12 protein-coding genes are annotated in these 15,562 nt (G+C 67.8%); 10 read left to right on the forward strand and 2 right to left on the reverse strand.

All coding sequences use genetic code 11. The features are described 5' to 3' along the window. The first annotated feature begins 10 nt into the window (after positions 1 to 10). From frc to ACIBTM_RS24670, 3 genes are read left to right on the forward strand one after another with little or no spacing between them, the layout of a single operon-like run. A complete protein-coding gene (gene frc, locus ACIBTM_RS24660; RefSeq protein ID WP_395879460.1) occupies positions 11 to 1,240 on the forward strand; it encodes a formyl-CoA transferase in 1,230 nt (409 codons plus the stop codon). A gap of 9 nt (positions 1,241 to 1,249) precedes the next feature. After that, positions 1,250 to 3,379: an acetate--CoA ligase family protein gene (locus ACIBTM_RS24665; protein ID WP_395879461.1), complete on the forward strand. Its 2,130-nt coding sequence runs from the start codon at positions 1,250 to 1,252 to the stop codon at positions 3,377 to 3,379. A 26-nt stretch (positions 3,380 to 3,405) separates the two neighbouring features. Next, a complete protein-coding gene (locus tag ACIBTM_RS24670) occupies positions 3,406 to 4,794 on the forward strand; it encodes an OFA family MFS transporter (protein WP_395879462.1) in 1,389 nt (462 codons plus the stop codon). Here ACIBTM_RS24670 and ACIBTM_RS24675 read toward each other — a convergent pair. Beyond that, positions 4,791 to 5,519 carry a GntR family transcriptional regulator gene (locus ACIBTM_RS24675; RefSeq protein ID WP_395879463.1) on the reverse strand — a complete coding sequence of 243 codons (729 nt, stop codon included), beginning with the start codon at positions 5,517 to 5,519 and terminating at the stop codon, positions 4,791 to 4,793. The two genes, ACIBTM_RS24670 and ACIBTM_RS24675, sit on opposite strands and share 4 nt — an antisense overlap. Positions 5,520 to 5,733: 214 nt before the next feature. Between ACIBTM_RS24675 and ACIBTM_RS24680 the strand changes: the two genes are divergently transcribed. From ACIBTM_RS24680 to gcl, 7 genes are all read left to right on the forward strand, one after another. Next, positions 5,734 to 6,726, forward strand: coding sequence for a 2-dehydropantoate 2-reductase (locus tag ACIBTM_RS24680; RefSeq protein ID WP_395879464.1), 993 nt, complete (start codon positions 5,734 to 5,736; stop codon positions 6,724 to 6,726). Positions 6,727 to 6,740: 14 nt separating this feature from the next. Beyond that, positions 6,741 to 8,660 carry a molybdopterin oxidoreductase family protein gene (locus tag ACIBTM_RS24685; RefSeq protein WP_395879465.1) on the forward strand — a complete coding sequence of 640 codons (1,920 nt, stop codon included), beginning with the start codon at positions 6,741 to 6,743 and terminating at the stop codon, positions 8,658 to 8,660. 9 nt (positions 8,661 to 8,669) lie between these two features. Beyond that, positions 8,670 to 10,418: an NAD(P)H-dependent oxidoreductase subunit E gene (locus tag ACIBTM_RS24690; protein ID WP_395879466.1), complete on the forward strand. Its 1,749-nt coding sequence runs from the start codon at positions 8,670 to 8,672 to the stop codon at positions 10,416 to 10,418. Further along, on the forward strand, positions 10,415 to 11,338 hold the full coding sequence (locus tag ACIBTM_RS24695) for a 2Fe-2S iron-sulfur cluster-binding protein (protein ID WP_395879467.1): 924 nt from the start codon (positions 10,415 to 10,417) through the stop codon (positions 11,336 to 11,338). The genes ACIBTM_RS24690 and ACIBTM_RS24695 overlap by 4 nt, the downstream gene beginning before the upstream one ends. Before the next feature lie 296 nt (positions 11,339 to 11,634). After that, positions 11,635 to 12,462, forward strand: a complete 828-nt coding sequence (locus tag ACIBTM_RS24700) for a hydroxypyruvate isomerase family protein (protein ID WP_395879468.1) — start codon at positions 11,635 to 11,637, stop codon at positions 12,460 to 12,462. After that, on the forward strand, positions 12,459 to 13,346 hold the full coding sequence (locus ACIBTM_RS24705) for a 2-hydroxy-3-oxopropionate reductase (RefSeq protein ID WP_395879469.1): 888 nt from the start codon (positions 12,459 to 12,461) through the stop codon (positions 13,344 to 13,346). Before ACIBTM_RS24700 ends, ACIBTM_RS24705 begins: the two co-directional genes overlap by 4 nt. 3 nt (positions 13,347 to 13,349) lie before the next feature. Next, the gene (gene gcl / locus ACIBTM_RS24710; RefSeq protein ID WP_395879470.1) at positions 13,350 to 15,044 is read left to right on the forward strand and encodes a glyoxylate carboligase; all 1,695 of its coding nucleotides are present in this window, start codon (positions 13,350 to 13,352) and stop codon (positions 15,042 to 15,044) included. 49 nt (positions 15,045 to 15,093) lie between these two features. On the opposite strand, the gene ACIBTM_RS24715 is transcribed toward gcl, so the two are convergent. Next, positions 15,094 to 15,522 (reverse strand): pyridoxamine 5'-phosphate oxidase family protein, encoded by a 429-nt coding sequence (locus ACIBTM_RS24715; RefSeq protein WP_016334712.1) that lies wholly within the window; start codon positions 15,520 to 15,522, stop codon positions 15,094 to 15,096. Positions 15,523 to 15,562: the final 40 nt, after the last annotated feature.

The following is a 15,562-nucleotide window of genomic DNA, read 5'->3' on the forward strand; positions in this document are numbered from 1 at the left end:
GGGATCACCGATGGGAAAGGCACTCGAAGGCGTCCGCGTCCTCGACATGACGCATGTCCAATCAGGACCTTCGTCCACGCAGATCCTGGCCTGGCTCGGCGCGGACGTGATCAAACTGGAGACCCCCGGCCGCGGCGACATCACCCGCGGCCAGCTCCGGGACCTGCCGGGGGTGGACAGCCTCTACTTCACGATGCTCAACGCCAACAAACGCAGCATCACCCTGAACATGAAGAGCGAGCAGGGGAAACAGGTCTTCGACCAGCTCGTGTCCAGTGTGGACGTCCTGGTGGAGAACTTCGGGCCCGGCGTGGTCGACCGGTTCGGCTACCCGTGGGAGCGGCTCGCGGAGCTGAACCCGCGGCTGATCTACGCCTCGATCAAGGGCTTCGGCCCCGGTCGCTACGCTGACTTCAAGGCCTACGAGGTCATCGCGCAGGCGATGGGCGGCGCGATGAGCACCACCGGCTTCGAGGACGGCCCGCCGACCGCGACCGGCGCGCAGATCGGGGACTCGGGGACGGGCATCCACCTCGTCGCCGCGATCCTGGCCGCGCTCTACCAGCGGACGAACACCGGCCGCGGGCAGCGGGTCCAGGTCGCGATGCAGGACGCCGTGCTGAACCTCTGCCGGGTCAAGCTTCGCGACCAGCAACGGCTGGCGCACGGCCCGCTCAACGAGTACCCGAACGACGTCTTCGGCGACGAGGTCCCGCGTTCGGGCAACGCGTCCGGCGGTGGTCAGCCGGGCTGGGCGGTGAAATGCGCGCCGGGCGGACCGAACGACTACATCTACGTGATCATCCAGCCGGTCGGCTGGCAGCCGATCACCCGGCTGATCGGCAAACCCGAATTGGCCGAGGACCCGGACTGGGCCACCCCGGAAGCGCGTTTGTCCAAATTGGACAAGGCCTTCGGGATGATCGAAGAGTGGACCGAGCGGCACACCAAATGGGAGGTGATGGAGGCGCTCAACGCCCATGACATCCCCTGCGGCCCGATCCTGTCCACCAGGGAACTCGCCGAGGACGCCACGTTGGCCGAACTCGGCTCGGTCGTCGAGGTCGACCATCCCGAACGTGGTGCCTTCAAGACCGTGGGCTGCCCGCTGAAGCTGTCGGATTCGCCGGTCGAGGTCGAACGCTCGCCGCTGCTCGGCGAGCACAACGCCGAGGTCTTCGGCGAACTCGGCTACGGCGTGGACGACCTGGACCGGCTGCGCGCGGCCGGCGTGATCTGAGGAGGACTCATGGCAGACAAAGAGATCGTCGAGAAGATCCTCGAAAAGGTCGCCGCCGAGGGGCGGACGTCGCTCACCGCGCCGGAAGGCCGAGAGGTGTGCGAGGCATACGGGATCCCGACCCCGGCGGAACGGCTGGCCACCACCGCGGAGGAGGCCGTCGCGCAGGCGGAGGAGATCGGCTTCCCGGTGGTGCTGAAGATCGTCTCACCGGGCATCCTGCACAAGACGGAGGCCGGCGGAGTGCTGGTCGGCCTCGCGACCGCGGACGCCGTGGCGGACGGTTTCCGGTCCATCGTCGCCAACGCCGAGGCGTACGACGCCGACGCCGAGATCACCGGCGTGCAGGTGCAGCAGATGCTCACCAGCGGGCAGGAGGTGATCATCGGCGCCACCACCGACGCCACCTTCGGCAAGATCGTCGCCTTCGGCCTCGGCGGGGTGCTGGTCGAGGTGCTCAAGGACGTCACCTTCCGGCTCGCCCCGCTCGACCGCGACGAGGCGTTCTCGATGATCGACGGCATCGCGGCCGCGGAGATCCTGCGCGGCGTCCGAGGCGCGGAGCCGGTGAGCAGGGACGCGCTGGCCGACGTGCTCACGCGCGTCGGCACCTTGGTCACCGACTTCCCGCAACTGGCCGAGGTCGACCTCAACCCGGTGCTGGCCACTCCCGGCGGCGCCACCGCGGTGGACGTCCGGATCCTGGTGGATCCCGAAGCGGCGCGCGAGCCCGTGCGGTTCAGCCAGGAGGAGATCCTGGCATCGATGACCCGGATCATGAAGCCGGCGTCGATCGCCGTCATCGGCGCTTCGGCCGAGGCGGGCAAGATCGGCAACTCGGTGATGAAGAACCTCGTCAACGGCGGGTTCGCGGGGGAGATCCATCCCATCAACCCCAAGGCCGCGGAGATCCTCGACCGCAAGGCCTATCCGAGCATTTCCGACGTTCCGGGCGATGTCGACGTCGCGGTGTTCGCCATCCCCGCCAAATTCGTCCCCGCCGCGCTGGCCGAGGCGGGCCGGAAAGGGGTGGCCGGGGCGATCCTGATCCCGTCCGGGTTCGGCGAAACCGGCAACATCGAACTCCAGGATCAGGTCGTGGCGATCGCGCGGGAGCACGGCGTCCGGATCCTCGGCCCCAACATCTACGGCTACTACTACACGCCCGAGAACCTTTCGGCGACGTTCTGCACCCCGTACGACGTCAAGGGCGGCGTCGCGCTCTCCTCGCAGAGCGGCGGCATCGGGATGGCGATCCTCGGGTTCAGCCGGTCGGCGAAAATGGGTGTCTCCTCGATCATCGGAGTCGGTAACAAGGCCGATATCGACGAGGACGATCTGCTCACCTTCTTCGAACAAGATGAAAACACCGAGCTGATCGCCATGCATCTCGAAGACCTGAAAGACGGGCGATCGTTCGCGGAAACGGCGAAACGGGTTTCGGTGCGGAAACCGGTCGTCGTCCTCAAAGCGGGCCGCACCTCCCAAGGCGCGAAAGCCGCGAGTTCGCACACCGGCGCCCTGGCGGGCGACGACAAGGTCTACGACGACATCCTGCGGCAGAGCGGGGTCATCCGGGCACCCGGTCTCAACGATCTCCTCGAATACGCGCGCGGCATCCCATTGCTGCCGACGCCGAAAGGTGAGAACGTCGTGATCATCACCGGCGCGGGTGGTTCGGGTGTCCTGCTTTCCGACGCCTGTGTGGACAACGGGCTGAATCTCATGGAGATCCCGCCCGATCTCGACACGTCGTTCCGGAAATTCATCCCGCCGTTCGGCGCCGCGGGCAACCCCGTCGACATCACCGGCGGCGAGCCACCTACCACCTACCGGAACACTATCGCGCTCGGTTTGGAGGACGAGCGAATCCATGCCTTGATCCTCGGCTATTGGCATACTATCGTCACCCCGCCGATGATCTTCGCGGAACTGGTTTCGGAAGTCGTTTCCGAATATCGAGCGAAGGGGATCCACAAGCCCGTCGTCGCCTCGCTGGCAGGCGACGTCGAGGTCGAACAGGCCAGCAGTTTTCTGTACGAGCACGGTGTCGTCGCCTATCCCTACACGACGGAGAAACCGGTGGCCGTGCTCGGTGCGAAGTATCGCTGGGCACGTTCCGCGGGACTGCTCGACTGATTCCGGAACCAAACCGACCAAGGAGAATGACAGTGACGTCATCGACCGCGGCTCAACCACCCGGAGCGTACAAGGAAGTAATCGATTCGAACGGCCGGATCTATCGCGTCGGCGAAACCGATCGCGACATCATGGGCCGTCCACGATGGACGATGGTGATCCTGCCATGGGTCGCCATGATGGCCATCAGTTCGTCGGAATACGCGTTCACGTCGGCGGAGGAGACGCTGTCGGCCGCACACGGCTGGCACGGCGCCACCATCTTCTGGCTGCTCGGAGTCTGGGTGTTCTTCCAGGCGATCGTCGCCTTCCCGGCGGGGAAGATGCGGGAGAACGGGACATTGCCCGCCAAGGCGGCGATGCTGCTGGGTGCGGTGGGCACCCTGCTCGCGTACCTTTCGCTCGCCTACGCGCCCAGCGAGATCTGGGCGTACCTGGGCTTCGGCTTCTTCGGCGGTGGCGGGGCCGGGCTGGTGTACGCGACCTGCGTCAACATGGTGGGGAAGTGGTACCCGGAGCGCAGGGGCGGCAAGACCGGATTCGTCAACGGCGGCTTCGCCTACGGTTCGGTGCCCTTCATCTTCCTCTTCACCTCCTATATGGACCTTTCCAACTTCTCGGGCGTCCTGCTCGTGGTCGGCCTCTTCCTGGCAGGGGTGGTCGCGGTCAGCGGCTTCTACTTCCAGGACCCGCCGAAGAACTGGTGGCCCCCGCACGTCGACCCGCTGAAGGTGTCCGACGATCCCCGGGTCCGCCGTTCCCTGGAGAAGAATCCGCCGGCGGTGAAGCAGTACACGCCGAAGGAGGCGCTCCGGACCGGCATGCTGCCGCTGATGTGGTTCTGCCTGTTGTGCACGGCCGGGGTGAACATCTTCGGCATCGCGATGCAGGTCCCGTTCGGCAACGAGATGGGTTTCGCGGGCGGGATCGTCGCGCTCGCGATGAGCCTGAAGGCGATCATCAACGGCACCGGCCGCGGGGTGATCGGCTGGATCTCCGACCGCTACGGACGGCGCCAGACCCTGTTCATGGTCTGCGTGGTGCTCGGCCTCGCGCAGTTCGCGGTGTACCTGTCCGGTTCGATCGGCAGCATGCCGCTGTTCCTGCTGGCGTCGATGATCTCCGGTTTCGGCGGCGGCGCGATCTTCCCGCTGTTCGCGGCGATGACGGCCGATTTCTACGGCGAGAACAACAACGCCAGCAATTACGGCCTGGTCTACAGTTCGAAGCTGATCTCGGGCCTGGTCGGCTCCGGTGTCGGCGCGATGGTCGTGGTGGCGTGGGGCTACGGCGGCGCGTTCTTCCTCGCGGGCGGGACGAGCCTGTTCGCGGCCGGCCTCAGTCTGCTGCTCCGGCAGCCAGGGCGTTCGCGTTCGCGGACGCCGAGGCGTGAGCAGGAGCTGAACCTGGCCTAACCCTCCTTCGGACGTTCGTGGAAGGCCTTCCGGGTGCGCTCGGTGTGCTGATTCATGATCCGTTCGGCGGCGACGGCGTCACCGGCGGCGATGGCGTTGATCAGATCCTCGTGTTCCTGCCAGGCGTCATGGCTGCGAGGACGGGCGATCGGGGTGTAGTACCAGCGGACGCGGCGATCGACCATACCGATCATCTCGGCGAGGACGGCGTTGCCGGAGAGATCGGTGATGAACGCGTGGAGCGCGGCGTTGGCCGCGACGAGGCCTTCGGTGTCGTCGGCGGCCAACGCCTCCAGCCCGGTCTTCTGTAGTTCCCACAAGCGTTCGACGTCTTCGCCGCCGGCTCTGTCGGCGGCGAGACGGGCGGAGTGCGCCTCCAGGACGGTGCGCACGCTGAGCAGTTGATCGGCTTCCTCGTCGGTGGGCATGTGCACGAAGGCGCCCTGCGCGGGACGGAGGTCGACCCAGCCCTCGGTCTGCAGGCGCTGCAACGCCTCGCGGACCGGCTGCCTGCTGACGCCTAGGTACTCGGCGAGGTCCGCCTCGACCAGGTGCTGGCCGGGTTCGAGGGTCCGGTTGATGATCAGCTCCGCGAGCGCGTCGTAGACGACCTGGCGCAGGGGGGCGGGCCGCTCGACGCGTTTGGCCGTCGCCGGGTTGAGCGTGCCCTTGGTGCGGCGACCGGTGGGGCCGCGGTCGGGCAGGGGTGAAACGGGCTGGCTCACAGGACCTCCGGATGACTCGCTCCGGTTCAGGATACAGGTTTTGGTATGCAAAATCCCGACAATCTCCGCTTGCCTCCGCATTTCGTCCTCTGAGTGCGCCGGATGCACGCGAAGGTTCCGCATTTAGAGGACGAAATGCGGGAGGGGCGTGACATGCCGACCATCTACAGGATACTGTATGCAATCTGGTCTTCGGCTGAGCGGGAGGCATGTCATGAAGGTCGCTGTTCTGGGCGCGGGGGCGATCGGCGCGTACGCCGGCGCCGCGCTCCACCGAGGCGGGGCGGAAGTCCACCTCATCGCGAGACGGGCGCATGGCGAAGCGATGCGCGCGCACGGCGTGCGGGTGCTCAGCCCGCGGGGGAACTTCACCGTCCACCCCCATGTCACCGACGATCCGGCGCAGGTCGGCCCCGTCGACTTCGTCTTCCTCGGCCTGAAGGCGAATTCGTACGCCTCCTGCGGTCCATTGATCGCGCCGCTGCTGGGTGAGGACACCGCGATCGTGGCCGCGCAGAACGGGATCCCGTGGTGGTACTTCCACGGCCTGGCCGGACATCCGCTGGAGAACCGCCGCATCGAGACGGTCGACCCAGGGGGCGCGGTGAGCGAGGTCCTCGAACTGCGCCGCGCGATCGGCTGCGTCGTCTACTGCTCCACGGTGATCGAGGAGCCGGGCGTGATCCGGCATCTCGAAGGGACCCGGTTCGCTTTGGGAGAGCCGAAAGGCGGCGTCACGTCCCGGTGCGCGGCACTCGCCGACGCGATGATCGCGGGCGGGCTGAAGGCGCCGGTCGAGCTCGATCTGCGCGACGAGATCTGGGTCAAGCTCATGGGCAACGTCGCCTTCAATCCGCTCAGCGCGCTCACCAGGGCGACCATGGTCCAGATGTGCGAGCATCCGGACACCCGCGAGCTCGTCGCCGCGATGATGAACGAGACCCTCGCGATCGCCCGTGCCGCGGGCAGCGACCCGCAGGTGTCGGTCGAGAAACGCATCAACGGCGCCTGGCGCGTCGGCCACCACAAGACGTCGATGCTGCAGGACCTAGAGGCTGGCAAGCCGTTGGAGATCGACGCGATCATCGGCGCCGTCGTCGAGCTTTCGGAGCTGACCGGCGTGCCCGCCCCCGCGCTGCGCCACGTCCACGCCGCGATCGGCCTGCTCGGCCAGACCGCGAACGCCGTTCCCGTCGGAGCGCACTGAATCGGAGGAACCCGATGAAGCGCAAGAACAGCGAGCCGTACGTCCGGCTCACCCAGCCACTGGTCCGCGACTCGGGCGTGCTGCGCCCGGCGAGCTGGGAAGAGGCGTTGGAGCGCGCCGCCGCCGGGTTCCGGCGCACGCTCGACACCAAGGGGCCCGAAGCCTTCGGCATGTTCTCCTGTGCCAGGGCGACCAACGAGATGAACTACGTCGCGCAGAAGTTCACGCGTGCGGTGATCGGCACCAACAACGTCGACTCGTGCAACCGCACCTGTCACGCGCCGAGCGTCGCCGGGCTGGCACGGGTGTTCGACAGCGGTGGCGGGACCTCCTCGTATCAGGAGATCGAGGACGCCGACGTCATCGTCGTCTGGGGCGGCAACCCACGCGAAGCCCATCCGATCTTCTTCCAGCACGTGCTCAAGGCCGTCCACCGTGGTGCGAAGCTCTTCGTGATCGACCCGCGCCGGACCAGCACCGCGAGCTGGGCGCACCGACAGCTCCAGCTGCACGTCGGCACGGACATCCCGCTGGCGCACGCGATCGCCCGCGAGATCATCCACTCCGGACTGGCCAACACGGCCTTCATCGAACGGGCCACCGAAGGTTTCGCCGAGTTCGCGGCCTCCGTCGAGCCGTGGACGCTCGAAGTCGCCGAGGAGACGACCGGCGTCCCGGCCGAGCTGATCCGCGAACTCGCGCACACCTATGCCCGCGCGGACCGCGGTCAGCTGTCGTGGACGCTCGGGATCACCGAGCATCACAACGGCACCGACAACGTGCTGTCCCTGATCAATCTCGCGCTGCTGGCCGGACATGTGGGCCGGTACGGCGCCGGGCTCAACCCCCTGCGCGGGCAGAACAACGTCCAGGGTGGTGGGGACATGGGCGCCATCCCGGACCGGATGCCGGGATTCCAGAACATCCTCGACGCGGACGTCCGGGCGAAGTTCGACACGGCTTGGGGTTCGAACATCCCGCCGTACAAGGGACTCAATCTCACGCAGATGCTCGACGCGATGGAACGCGGCGACCTGACCTGCGTGTACATCATCGGGGAGAACCCGGTCCAGTCCGAAGCGGACTGCGAGCACACGATCAAACGTCTGTCCAATGTGGAGCATCTGGTGGTGCAGGACATCTTCCTCACCAAGACCGCGCAGCTGGCCGACGTGGTCCTTCCCGCTTCGGCGGCCTGGTGTGAGTCCGACGGCACCTTCACCAACAGCGAACGCCGGGTCCAGCGGGTCCGCAAGGCACTCGAACCGCCGGAGGGCGCGCGCGACGACATCCAGCTGCTGTGCGAGCTCGCCCGGCGCCTCGGCCACGACTGGAACTACCAGGGCGGCGAGGACGTCTGGAACGAACTCCGGACGTTGTCGCCGATGCACGCCGGGATGAGCTACGCACGCCTGGAGGAACTCGGCGGCATCCAGTGGCCCTGCTATCGCGAGGACGAGCTCGAACCGACCTTCCTCCATGGGCGGCTCTGGGAAGAGGATCCGGTGAAGCGTGGCCGACCGGCGCCGTTCACCGTGATCGCCCACAGCCCGCCGGTGGATCTGCTCACCGAGGACTTCCCGATCCGGCTGACCACCGGACGGCGGCTGGACTCCTACAACACCGGCGTCCAGTCCGGCGGGTTCCCCTCACCGCTGCGCCGAGGGGAGACCCTCGACCTGTGCGCGGCGGACGCGGTGCGGCTCGGGGTCGTCGAGGACGAGGTCGTGCGGATCTCGTCCCGCCGCGGCGAGATCGAGGCGCCGGTCCGGATCGACGACGGGCTGCGTCCCGGACTGGCGTTCATGACCTTCCATTTCCCGGATGAGATCGACGTCAACGTCATCACCATCGAGGCGACCTGCCCGGTCGCGGGCACGGCCGAGTACAAGGCCGCCGCGATCCGGGTCGAGAAGCTGCCCGTCACCGTGTGAGGAGCCGGAATGGACCTGCGTTTCCTGAACGCCGAACCGACGGACGCCGAACGGCACGCGGTCGACGCGCTCGGAGCCGGAAGCCGCGATCAGCTGCTTCCCGCGTTGCACGCCGTGAACGATCGGATCGGTTGGATCAGTCAGGGAGCGTTGAACCACATCTGCCGCCGGCTGAACGTCCCGCCGGCGGAAGCCTATGGCGTGGCGAGTTTCTACGCGCTGTTCTCGTTCAAGGAACGGCCACCGCGCGTGGTCCACGTCTGCACGGACCTGGCATGCCGCGTCAACGGCGCGGAAGCACTGTGCGACGCGCTGACCGGGACCGCCGGCGCAGCGGGGTTCACCTGGCACCGCAGTCCGTGCCTGGGTGTCTGCGAACGCGCCCCCGCGGCGCTGGCCTTCGAGGCGGGGGATCCCGCGGAGGAGCGGCTGCTCGCCCCAGCCACACCGGGCGAAATCGCCCGCGAACCATCCGCTTGGGAGGAAGCCCCGGTTTCCGTTCCGCAGCAAGGGGAATCAGGGCTGCGCCTGCTGCGCCGGGTCGGGGTCGTCGAGGCCGGGAGCCTGGACGCCTATCGTGCGGCGGGTGGCTACGCGGCGTTGAGGAACGCTTTGCTGCTCGGGCCGGCCGGGGTCATCCGCGAGGTGACCGATTCGGGGCTGATGGGGCGGGGCGGGGCGGCCTTCCCGACCGGCCGGAAGTGGGACGCCGCCGCCCGGCAGCCCGAACGGACCCGGTACCTGGTGTGCAACGCCGACGAGAGCGAACCGGGCACGTTCAAGGACCGCGTGCTGATCGAGGGGGATCCGTTCGCGCTCGTCGAAGCGATGACGATCGCCGCGTTCGCCATCGGCGCGCAGAAGGGGTACGTCTACCTTCGCGGCGAGTATCCGCGCGCGCTGAAGATGCTGCGCGACGCCATCGACACGGCTCGCGAGCGAGGGTTCCTGGGCGAGAACATCCTGGGGCGGCAAGGGTTCTCGTTCGACATCGAGATCAGGCGCGGCGCGGGTGCCTACATCTGCGGCGAGGAAACGGCGATCTTCAACTCGATCGAAGGCTATCGCGGCGAGCCGAGGTCGAAGCCGCCGTTCCCGGTGGAGAAGGGGTTGTTCGGCAAGCCGACGGTGGTGAACAACGTCGAGACCCTGGTCAACATCCCGCTGATCCTCACCGAAGGCTGCGAGGCCTACCGTCGCATCGGGACCGAACGCTCCGCCGGGCCGAAGCTGTTCTGCCTGTCCGGCAATGTCCGGCGTCCAGGCGTATACGAAGTGCCGTTCGGGACGACGCTGGGGGAACTGCTCGAACTCGCCGGGGGAGTGCCGGAAGGCCGTGAACTGCGGGCGGTCCTGCTCGGCGGCGCGGCGGGTGGTTTCGTGCGCCCGGACGAAACCACCCTGCCGCTGACCATGGAGGACGCGCGCGCCGCGGGCACCACGCTCGGCTCGGGGGTCGTGCTCGCGCTCGACGACCAAGCCGACCTCGGCGGGTTCCTGTTGCGGATCGCGGCGTTCTTCCGGGACGAGTCGTGCGGGCAATGCGTACCGTGCCGGATCGGCACCGTACGGCAGGAGGAGGCGCTGCACCGGATCGTCGGCGGCCGCAAGCTCGGGACCGGCGGCGACGATCTCGCGCTGCTGCGGGAAGTCGGCCAGGTGATGCGGGATTCGTCCATCTGCGGGCTGGGCCAGACCGCCTGGAACGCCATCGAGTCGGCGATCGACCGGCTCGGCGCCCTGGAGGAGCGATCGTGACCACTGTCGGATTAGGACTCCCGCGACGGCTCGTCGAGTTCACTGTGGACGGTGAGGCGGTCAGGGTTCCCGAAGGATCCACGATCCTCGACGCCTGCGCCGCGGCGGGCAAGGACATCCCGACGCTCTGTCACGGAGACACCCTCGAACCGGCGAACGCTTGCCGTGTCTGCATGGTGGAGGTCGAGGGATCGCGCACGCTCGTGCCGTCCTGCTCCCGCAAGGCCGAGCCGGGCATGGTGGTGCGGACCGAGACCGACCGGACGAGGCTCAGCCGCAAGGTCGTGCTCGAACTCCTCGGATCGGCGACGGATCTGTCCACGACGCCCGACGTCGCGGACTGGATGGCCGGATGCGGTGCGGAACCCGGGCGTTTCGGCCCGCCCGCGCCCGCTTCGGACGACCGCGACGACCGCCGCCCCGGCGAGCACGAGATCCCGGACGGGCTGACGGCGGCGACCGTGCGCCAGCCGGTCAAAGTGGACAACGAGCTCTATGTCCGCGACTACGGCAAATGCATCCAGTGCTACAAATGCGTCGACGCGTGCGGCGAGCAGTGGCAGAACACCTTCGCCATCACCATGGCTGGGCGCGGATTCGACGCGCGGATCTCGACGGAGTTCGCGAACCCGCTGCCGGACAGCGCGTGTGTCTACTGTGGAAACTGCGTCGAGGTCTGCCCGACCGGTGCGCTGAGTTTCAAACGCGAGCACGACAAGCGTGAGGACGGTACCTGGGACGAGTCGCGGCAGACCGCGACGACCACCGTCTGCACCTTCTGCGGGGTCGGCTGCTCCTTGACGCTGCACGTCCAGGACAACGAGATCGTCAAGGTGACCTCGCCCCACGAGAGTTCGGTGACCCACGGGAACCTCTGCATCAAGGGTCGCTTCGGCTGGCAGCACGTCCAGAACCGCTGAACCTCACGTGACTGGATGGCCGACACGCGTGATCAGACGGACGACACGCGTGTCCAAGCGGACGGCTCGGCGGCAGGCTCCCGTTACGGGTGTGTCGTCCGTCCAGTCACGCGTGTCGTCCGTCTGATCACACGCGCCGTCCACTCGAACACGCGCAACCACTGAACCTCACGGCCACCTGTACCGAACGACCACCCGCCCTCTGCCGGTATACCGCCCGTTGACCTGGACAGGTCAGCGGGCTATTCTCGATATACGAAAGAAAGTTTCCGCAGAGCGAAATTGCAGAGGTTTCGATGGCTGATCTTGCCGGTTCGCGTCACGCACTGCCCTACGTGCTGAACCTGTCGCTGGTCTTCACCGAGTTGCCACTGCTCGACCGTGCGGAGGCGGCGCGCGCGGCGGGCTTCACCGCGGTCGAGTACTGGTGGCCGTTCGAGACGCCGGTGCCGGATGCCGCCGATGTCGACGCGTTCGTGGCGTCGGTCGAGCGGGCGGGTGTCGCGGTGACCGGGCTGAACTTCTTCCCCGGCGACATGGCGGGTGGTGATCGTGGCCTGGTCACCTGGCCCGGTCGCGAGGACGAGTTCGCCCGTGGCATCGCTTCCGCGATCGACCTCGGCGAGCGGCTCGGCTGCCGGCGGTTCAACGCGCTCTACGGCAACCGGATCGACGGCGCGGATCCGGCCGGGCAGGACAAGCTCGGCTTGTCGAACCTGGCGCTCGCGTCGGACGCGGCCGCGCGGATCGGCGCGGAGATCGTCCTGGAGCCGTTGTCGGGCGCGGAGAAGTACCCGCTCAAGACGGCTGACGACGTACTGAAGGTGCTCGACGAACTCGGGCGGGACAACGTGAAGCTGCTGGCCGACCTGTACCACCTGGCGGTCAACGGTGACGACCTCGACACGGTCACGACCGTCCACACCGGACGGATCGGCCATGTGCAGATCGCCGATGCCCCAGGGCGCCACCAGCCGGGGACCGGAACGCTGGACATCGAGGGATACCTGGAAAAGCTGCAGGCGGCGGGCTATCGCGGGCAGGTCGGCGTGGAGTACAAACCCGACGGGCCGAGCGCGGAATCGCTGTCGTGGCTGCCTTTCGAACGAAGGGGACTGGCATGACCAAGCTGGGATTCATCGGCCTGGGGATCATGGGCGGGCCGATGGCGGGACATCTCGTCGCCGCCGGCCACGAGGTGAGCGGATTCGACACGAACGCGGACGCCCTCGCGAGGCTGGAAGCCGCGGGCGGCCGGGCCGCGAACGGGGTGACCGACGCCGTGGCGGACGCGGAAGTCGTTATCACCATGCTGCCGAACCATCCGCAGGTCGAGGCCGTCGTGCTGGCGGCGGGCGGAGTGCTGGAATCGGCGAAGCCGGGCACACTGCTGATCGACATGAGCACCATCCGGCCGGAGACCTCCATCGAGGTGGCCGAACGGGCCGGGGAACGCGAGATCCGGGTGCTCGACGCACCCGTTTCCGGTGGCCAGGCCGGGGCCGAGCAGGCCTCACTGTCCATTATGGTCGGTGGTGAGGCCGACGATTTCGCCGCCGGGCTCCCGATCCTGGAGGCGGTCGGCAAGACGATCGTGCACGTCGGGCCGAACGGCGCCGGCCAGGTCGTCAAGGCGGCGAACCAGCTGGTCGTCGGCGGGACGTACGGGCTGATCGCCGAAGCCATCGTGCTGCTCGAAGCCTCAGGTGTGGACGCAGGTGTCGGACTGGACGTGCTCGCGGGCGGCCTGGCGGGCAGCCGGATCCTGGAGCTTAAGCGGAAGTCCATGGTGGCGAGGGAATTCGCGCCGGGCTTCCGGATCGACCTGCACCACAAGGACATGGGCATCGCGCTCGCCGCCGCCAGGCAGGCCGACGTCGCGCTGCCGCTCACCGGGCTGGTCGCCCAGCTCGTCGCCGCCGGACGGGCGATGGGCCACGGCTCGCTCGATCACTCCGCCCTGCTGAAGGTCGTCGAATCGCTGTCCGGCGCGGAAAACAAGGAGTGACGAATGCCCAGAATCCCCGCCATGCAGGCCGTCGTCGACGTCCTGGTCAGTGAGGGCGTCGACACCGCTTTCGGTTGTCCGGGCGCCGCGATCCTCCCGCTGTACCACGCGATGCAGGGCAGCGGCATCGAGCATCTGATCGTGCGCCACGAGGAGGGCGCGACCCATATGGCCGACGGCTGGGCGAGGACCACCGGCAACGTCGGCGTCGCGATCGGCACCTCCGGGCCCGCCGGGACGAATATGATCACCGGCCTCTACACCGCGCAGGCCGACTCGATCCCGATCCTGTGCATCACCGGGCAGGCCGACTCGCGGAAGCTGCACACCGAGGCGTTCCAGGCCGTCGACATCGTCGAGATCGCCAAGCCGGTGACCAAATGGGCGGTGCAGGTCAAGGAGGCGGCGCAACTGCCGTGGGTGTTCCGGGAGGCGTTCCGGATCGCGCGGTCCGGCCGCCCGGGGCCGGTGCTGATCGACCTGCCGATCGACGTCCAGCGGCAGGAGATCGAATGGGACTCCAGTATCGACTCGCCGCTCCCGGTCACCAGGGCGACGCCGTCCCCGGCCAGGGTCGAGCGAGCGCTCGACCTGCTCCTGGCCGCCGAGCGGCCGCTGATCCTCGCGGGCGGCGGCGTGGTGCTCGGCGACGCGAGCGACCGGTTGCGGACCGCGGCCGAACTGCTCGGCGTCCCGGTCGGCGTGACGTTGATGGGCAAGGGAAGCTTCCCCGAGGACCACGAGCTGTTCGCCGGCATGGCGGGCATTCAGACCTCGCAGCGCTGGGCGAACGCGGCCTTCCTCGAGGCGGACCTGGTGCTGGCGCTGGGCGCCCGGTTCGGCGACCGGCACACCGGTGACCTCGACGTCTACCGGGGGAACCGGAAGTTCATCCACGTCGACATCGAGCCGACACAGCTGGGCAAGGTGTTCGGTCCCGACCTCGGCATCGTGTCGGATACGGGCGCCTTCCTGGACGCGCTGATCGAGGCGGCGTCGAAGCGTTCCCCGGCGCGAGACCGCGCGTGGCCGCGGCGCATCGGCGAGCTCAAAGAGAGCCTTCCGCGGCGCGAGGACTTCGAGGACACGCCGATCAAGGCGCCTCGGGTGTTCAAGGAGATCAACGAGTTCTACGGCGAGGACGCCTACTTCGTCACCGCGATCGGGCTCTATCAGATCTGGTCCGGGCAGTTCCAGCGCGCGCACAAGCCGCGGCACTACCAGGTGTGCGGCCAGGCGGGTCCGCTCGGCTGGGAGATCCCGGCGGCGATCGGCGTCAAGAAGGCGAAACCGGAGGCCGAGGTCGTCGGCGTCGTCGGGGACTACTCGTTCCAGTTCCTGGTCGAGGAGCTCGCGGTGGCCGCGCAGTACGACGTCGGGTTCGTGCTGATCATGCTGAACAACGAGTACCTCGGGCTCATCCGGCAGGCCGAAACCGGCTACGAGATGAACTTCGAGGTCGACATCCACTACGACAAGATCGGCACGGACAACGTGAAGGTCATGGAGGCCTACGGCTGCTCCGGCACGCGCGTCACCGAGCCGGGCGAGATCCGGGCTTCGCTGGAGTGGGCACGCAAGGAGGCCGAGCGGACGTCGCGGCCGGTGCTCGTGGAGATCATGATCGAACGCGAAGGGAACGCCGCGATGGGCAAGGCGCTCGACAGCGTCGTCGAGTTCGAGCCGATCGCGGGCTGAACGACGGACGGTGTCCCGGTGGCTCGCCCGCCGGGACACCGTCGTCCGGTCAGGCCTTGCCCTGGTCGTTGCTCAGCCACTTCTCCGGCCGGACGCGGACCAGCACGGAGTTGTCGCTGAGCGCGCCGTCGACGTACTTCGTGCCCTCGTCCTCCGGCAGGTAGCGGTGCGCGATCTTCAGCGCCTGCTCCCTGGTCGGCGGCGTGTCGTTCGCGATGACCGGCCCCTCGGCCGTCACGTACTTGTACGGCAGCGTCTCCGACTGCGCGACCAGGCTGAGCCTGCCCGCCTTCTTGATCGCCTTGTCCTTGACCGAACCGCCGTCCATCCAGATCAGGAGTTCGCCGCCGGGCTCGTAGTCGTACCAGACCGGTACGGCCAGCGGGGCCCGTCCTTCCCGCTCCACGGCCAGGACCCCGATGTGGACTTCGCTCAGGAAGGCTTCCCGTTCCTCGGCGGTCATGACGAAAGACGACATCCGTGTCTCGCTTCTCTCGTGGGTGATCTACGAGTAGCGA

Source organism: Amycolatopsis sp. NPDC049868 (genome assembly GCF_044461365.1).
Taxonomy (GTDB): Bacteria; Actinomycetota; Actinomycetes; order Mycobacteriales; family Pseudonocardiaceae; genus Amycolatopsis.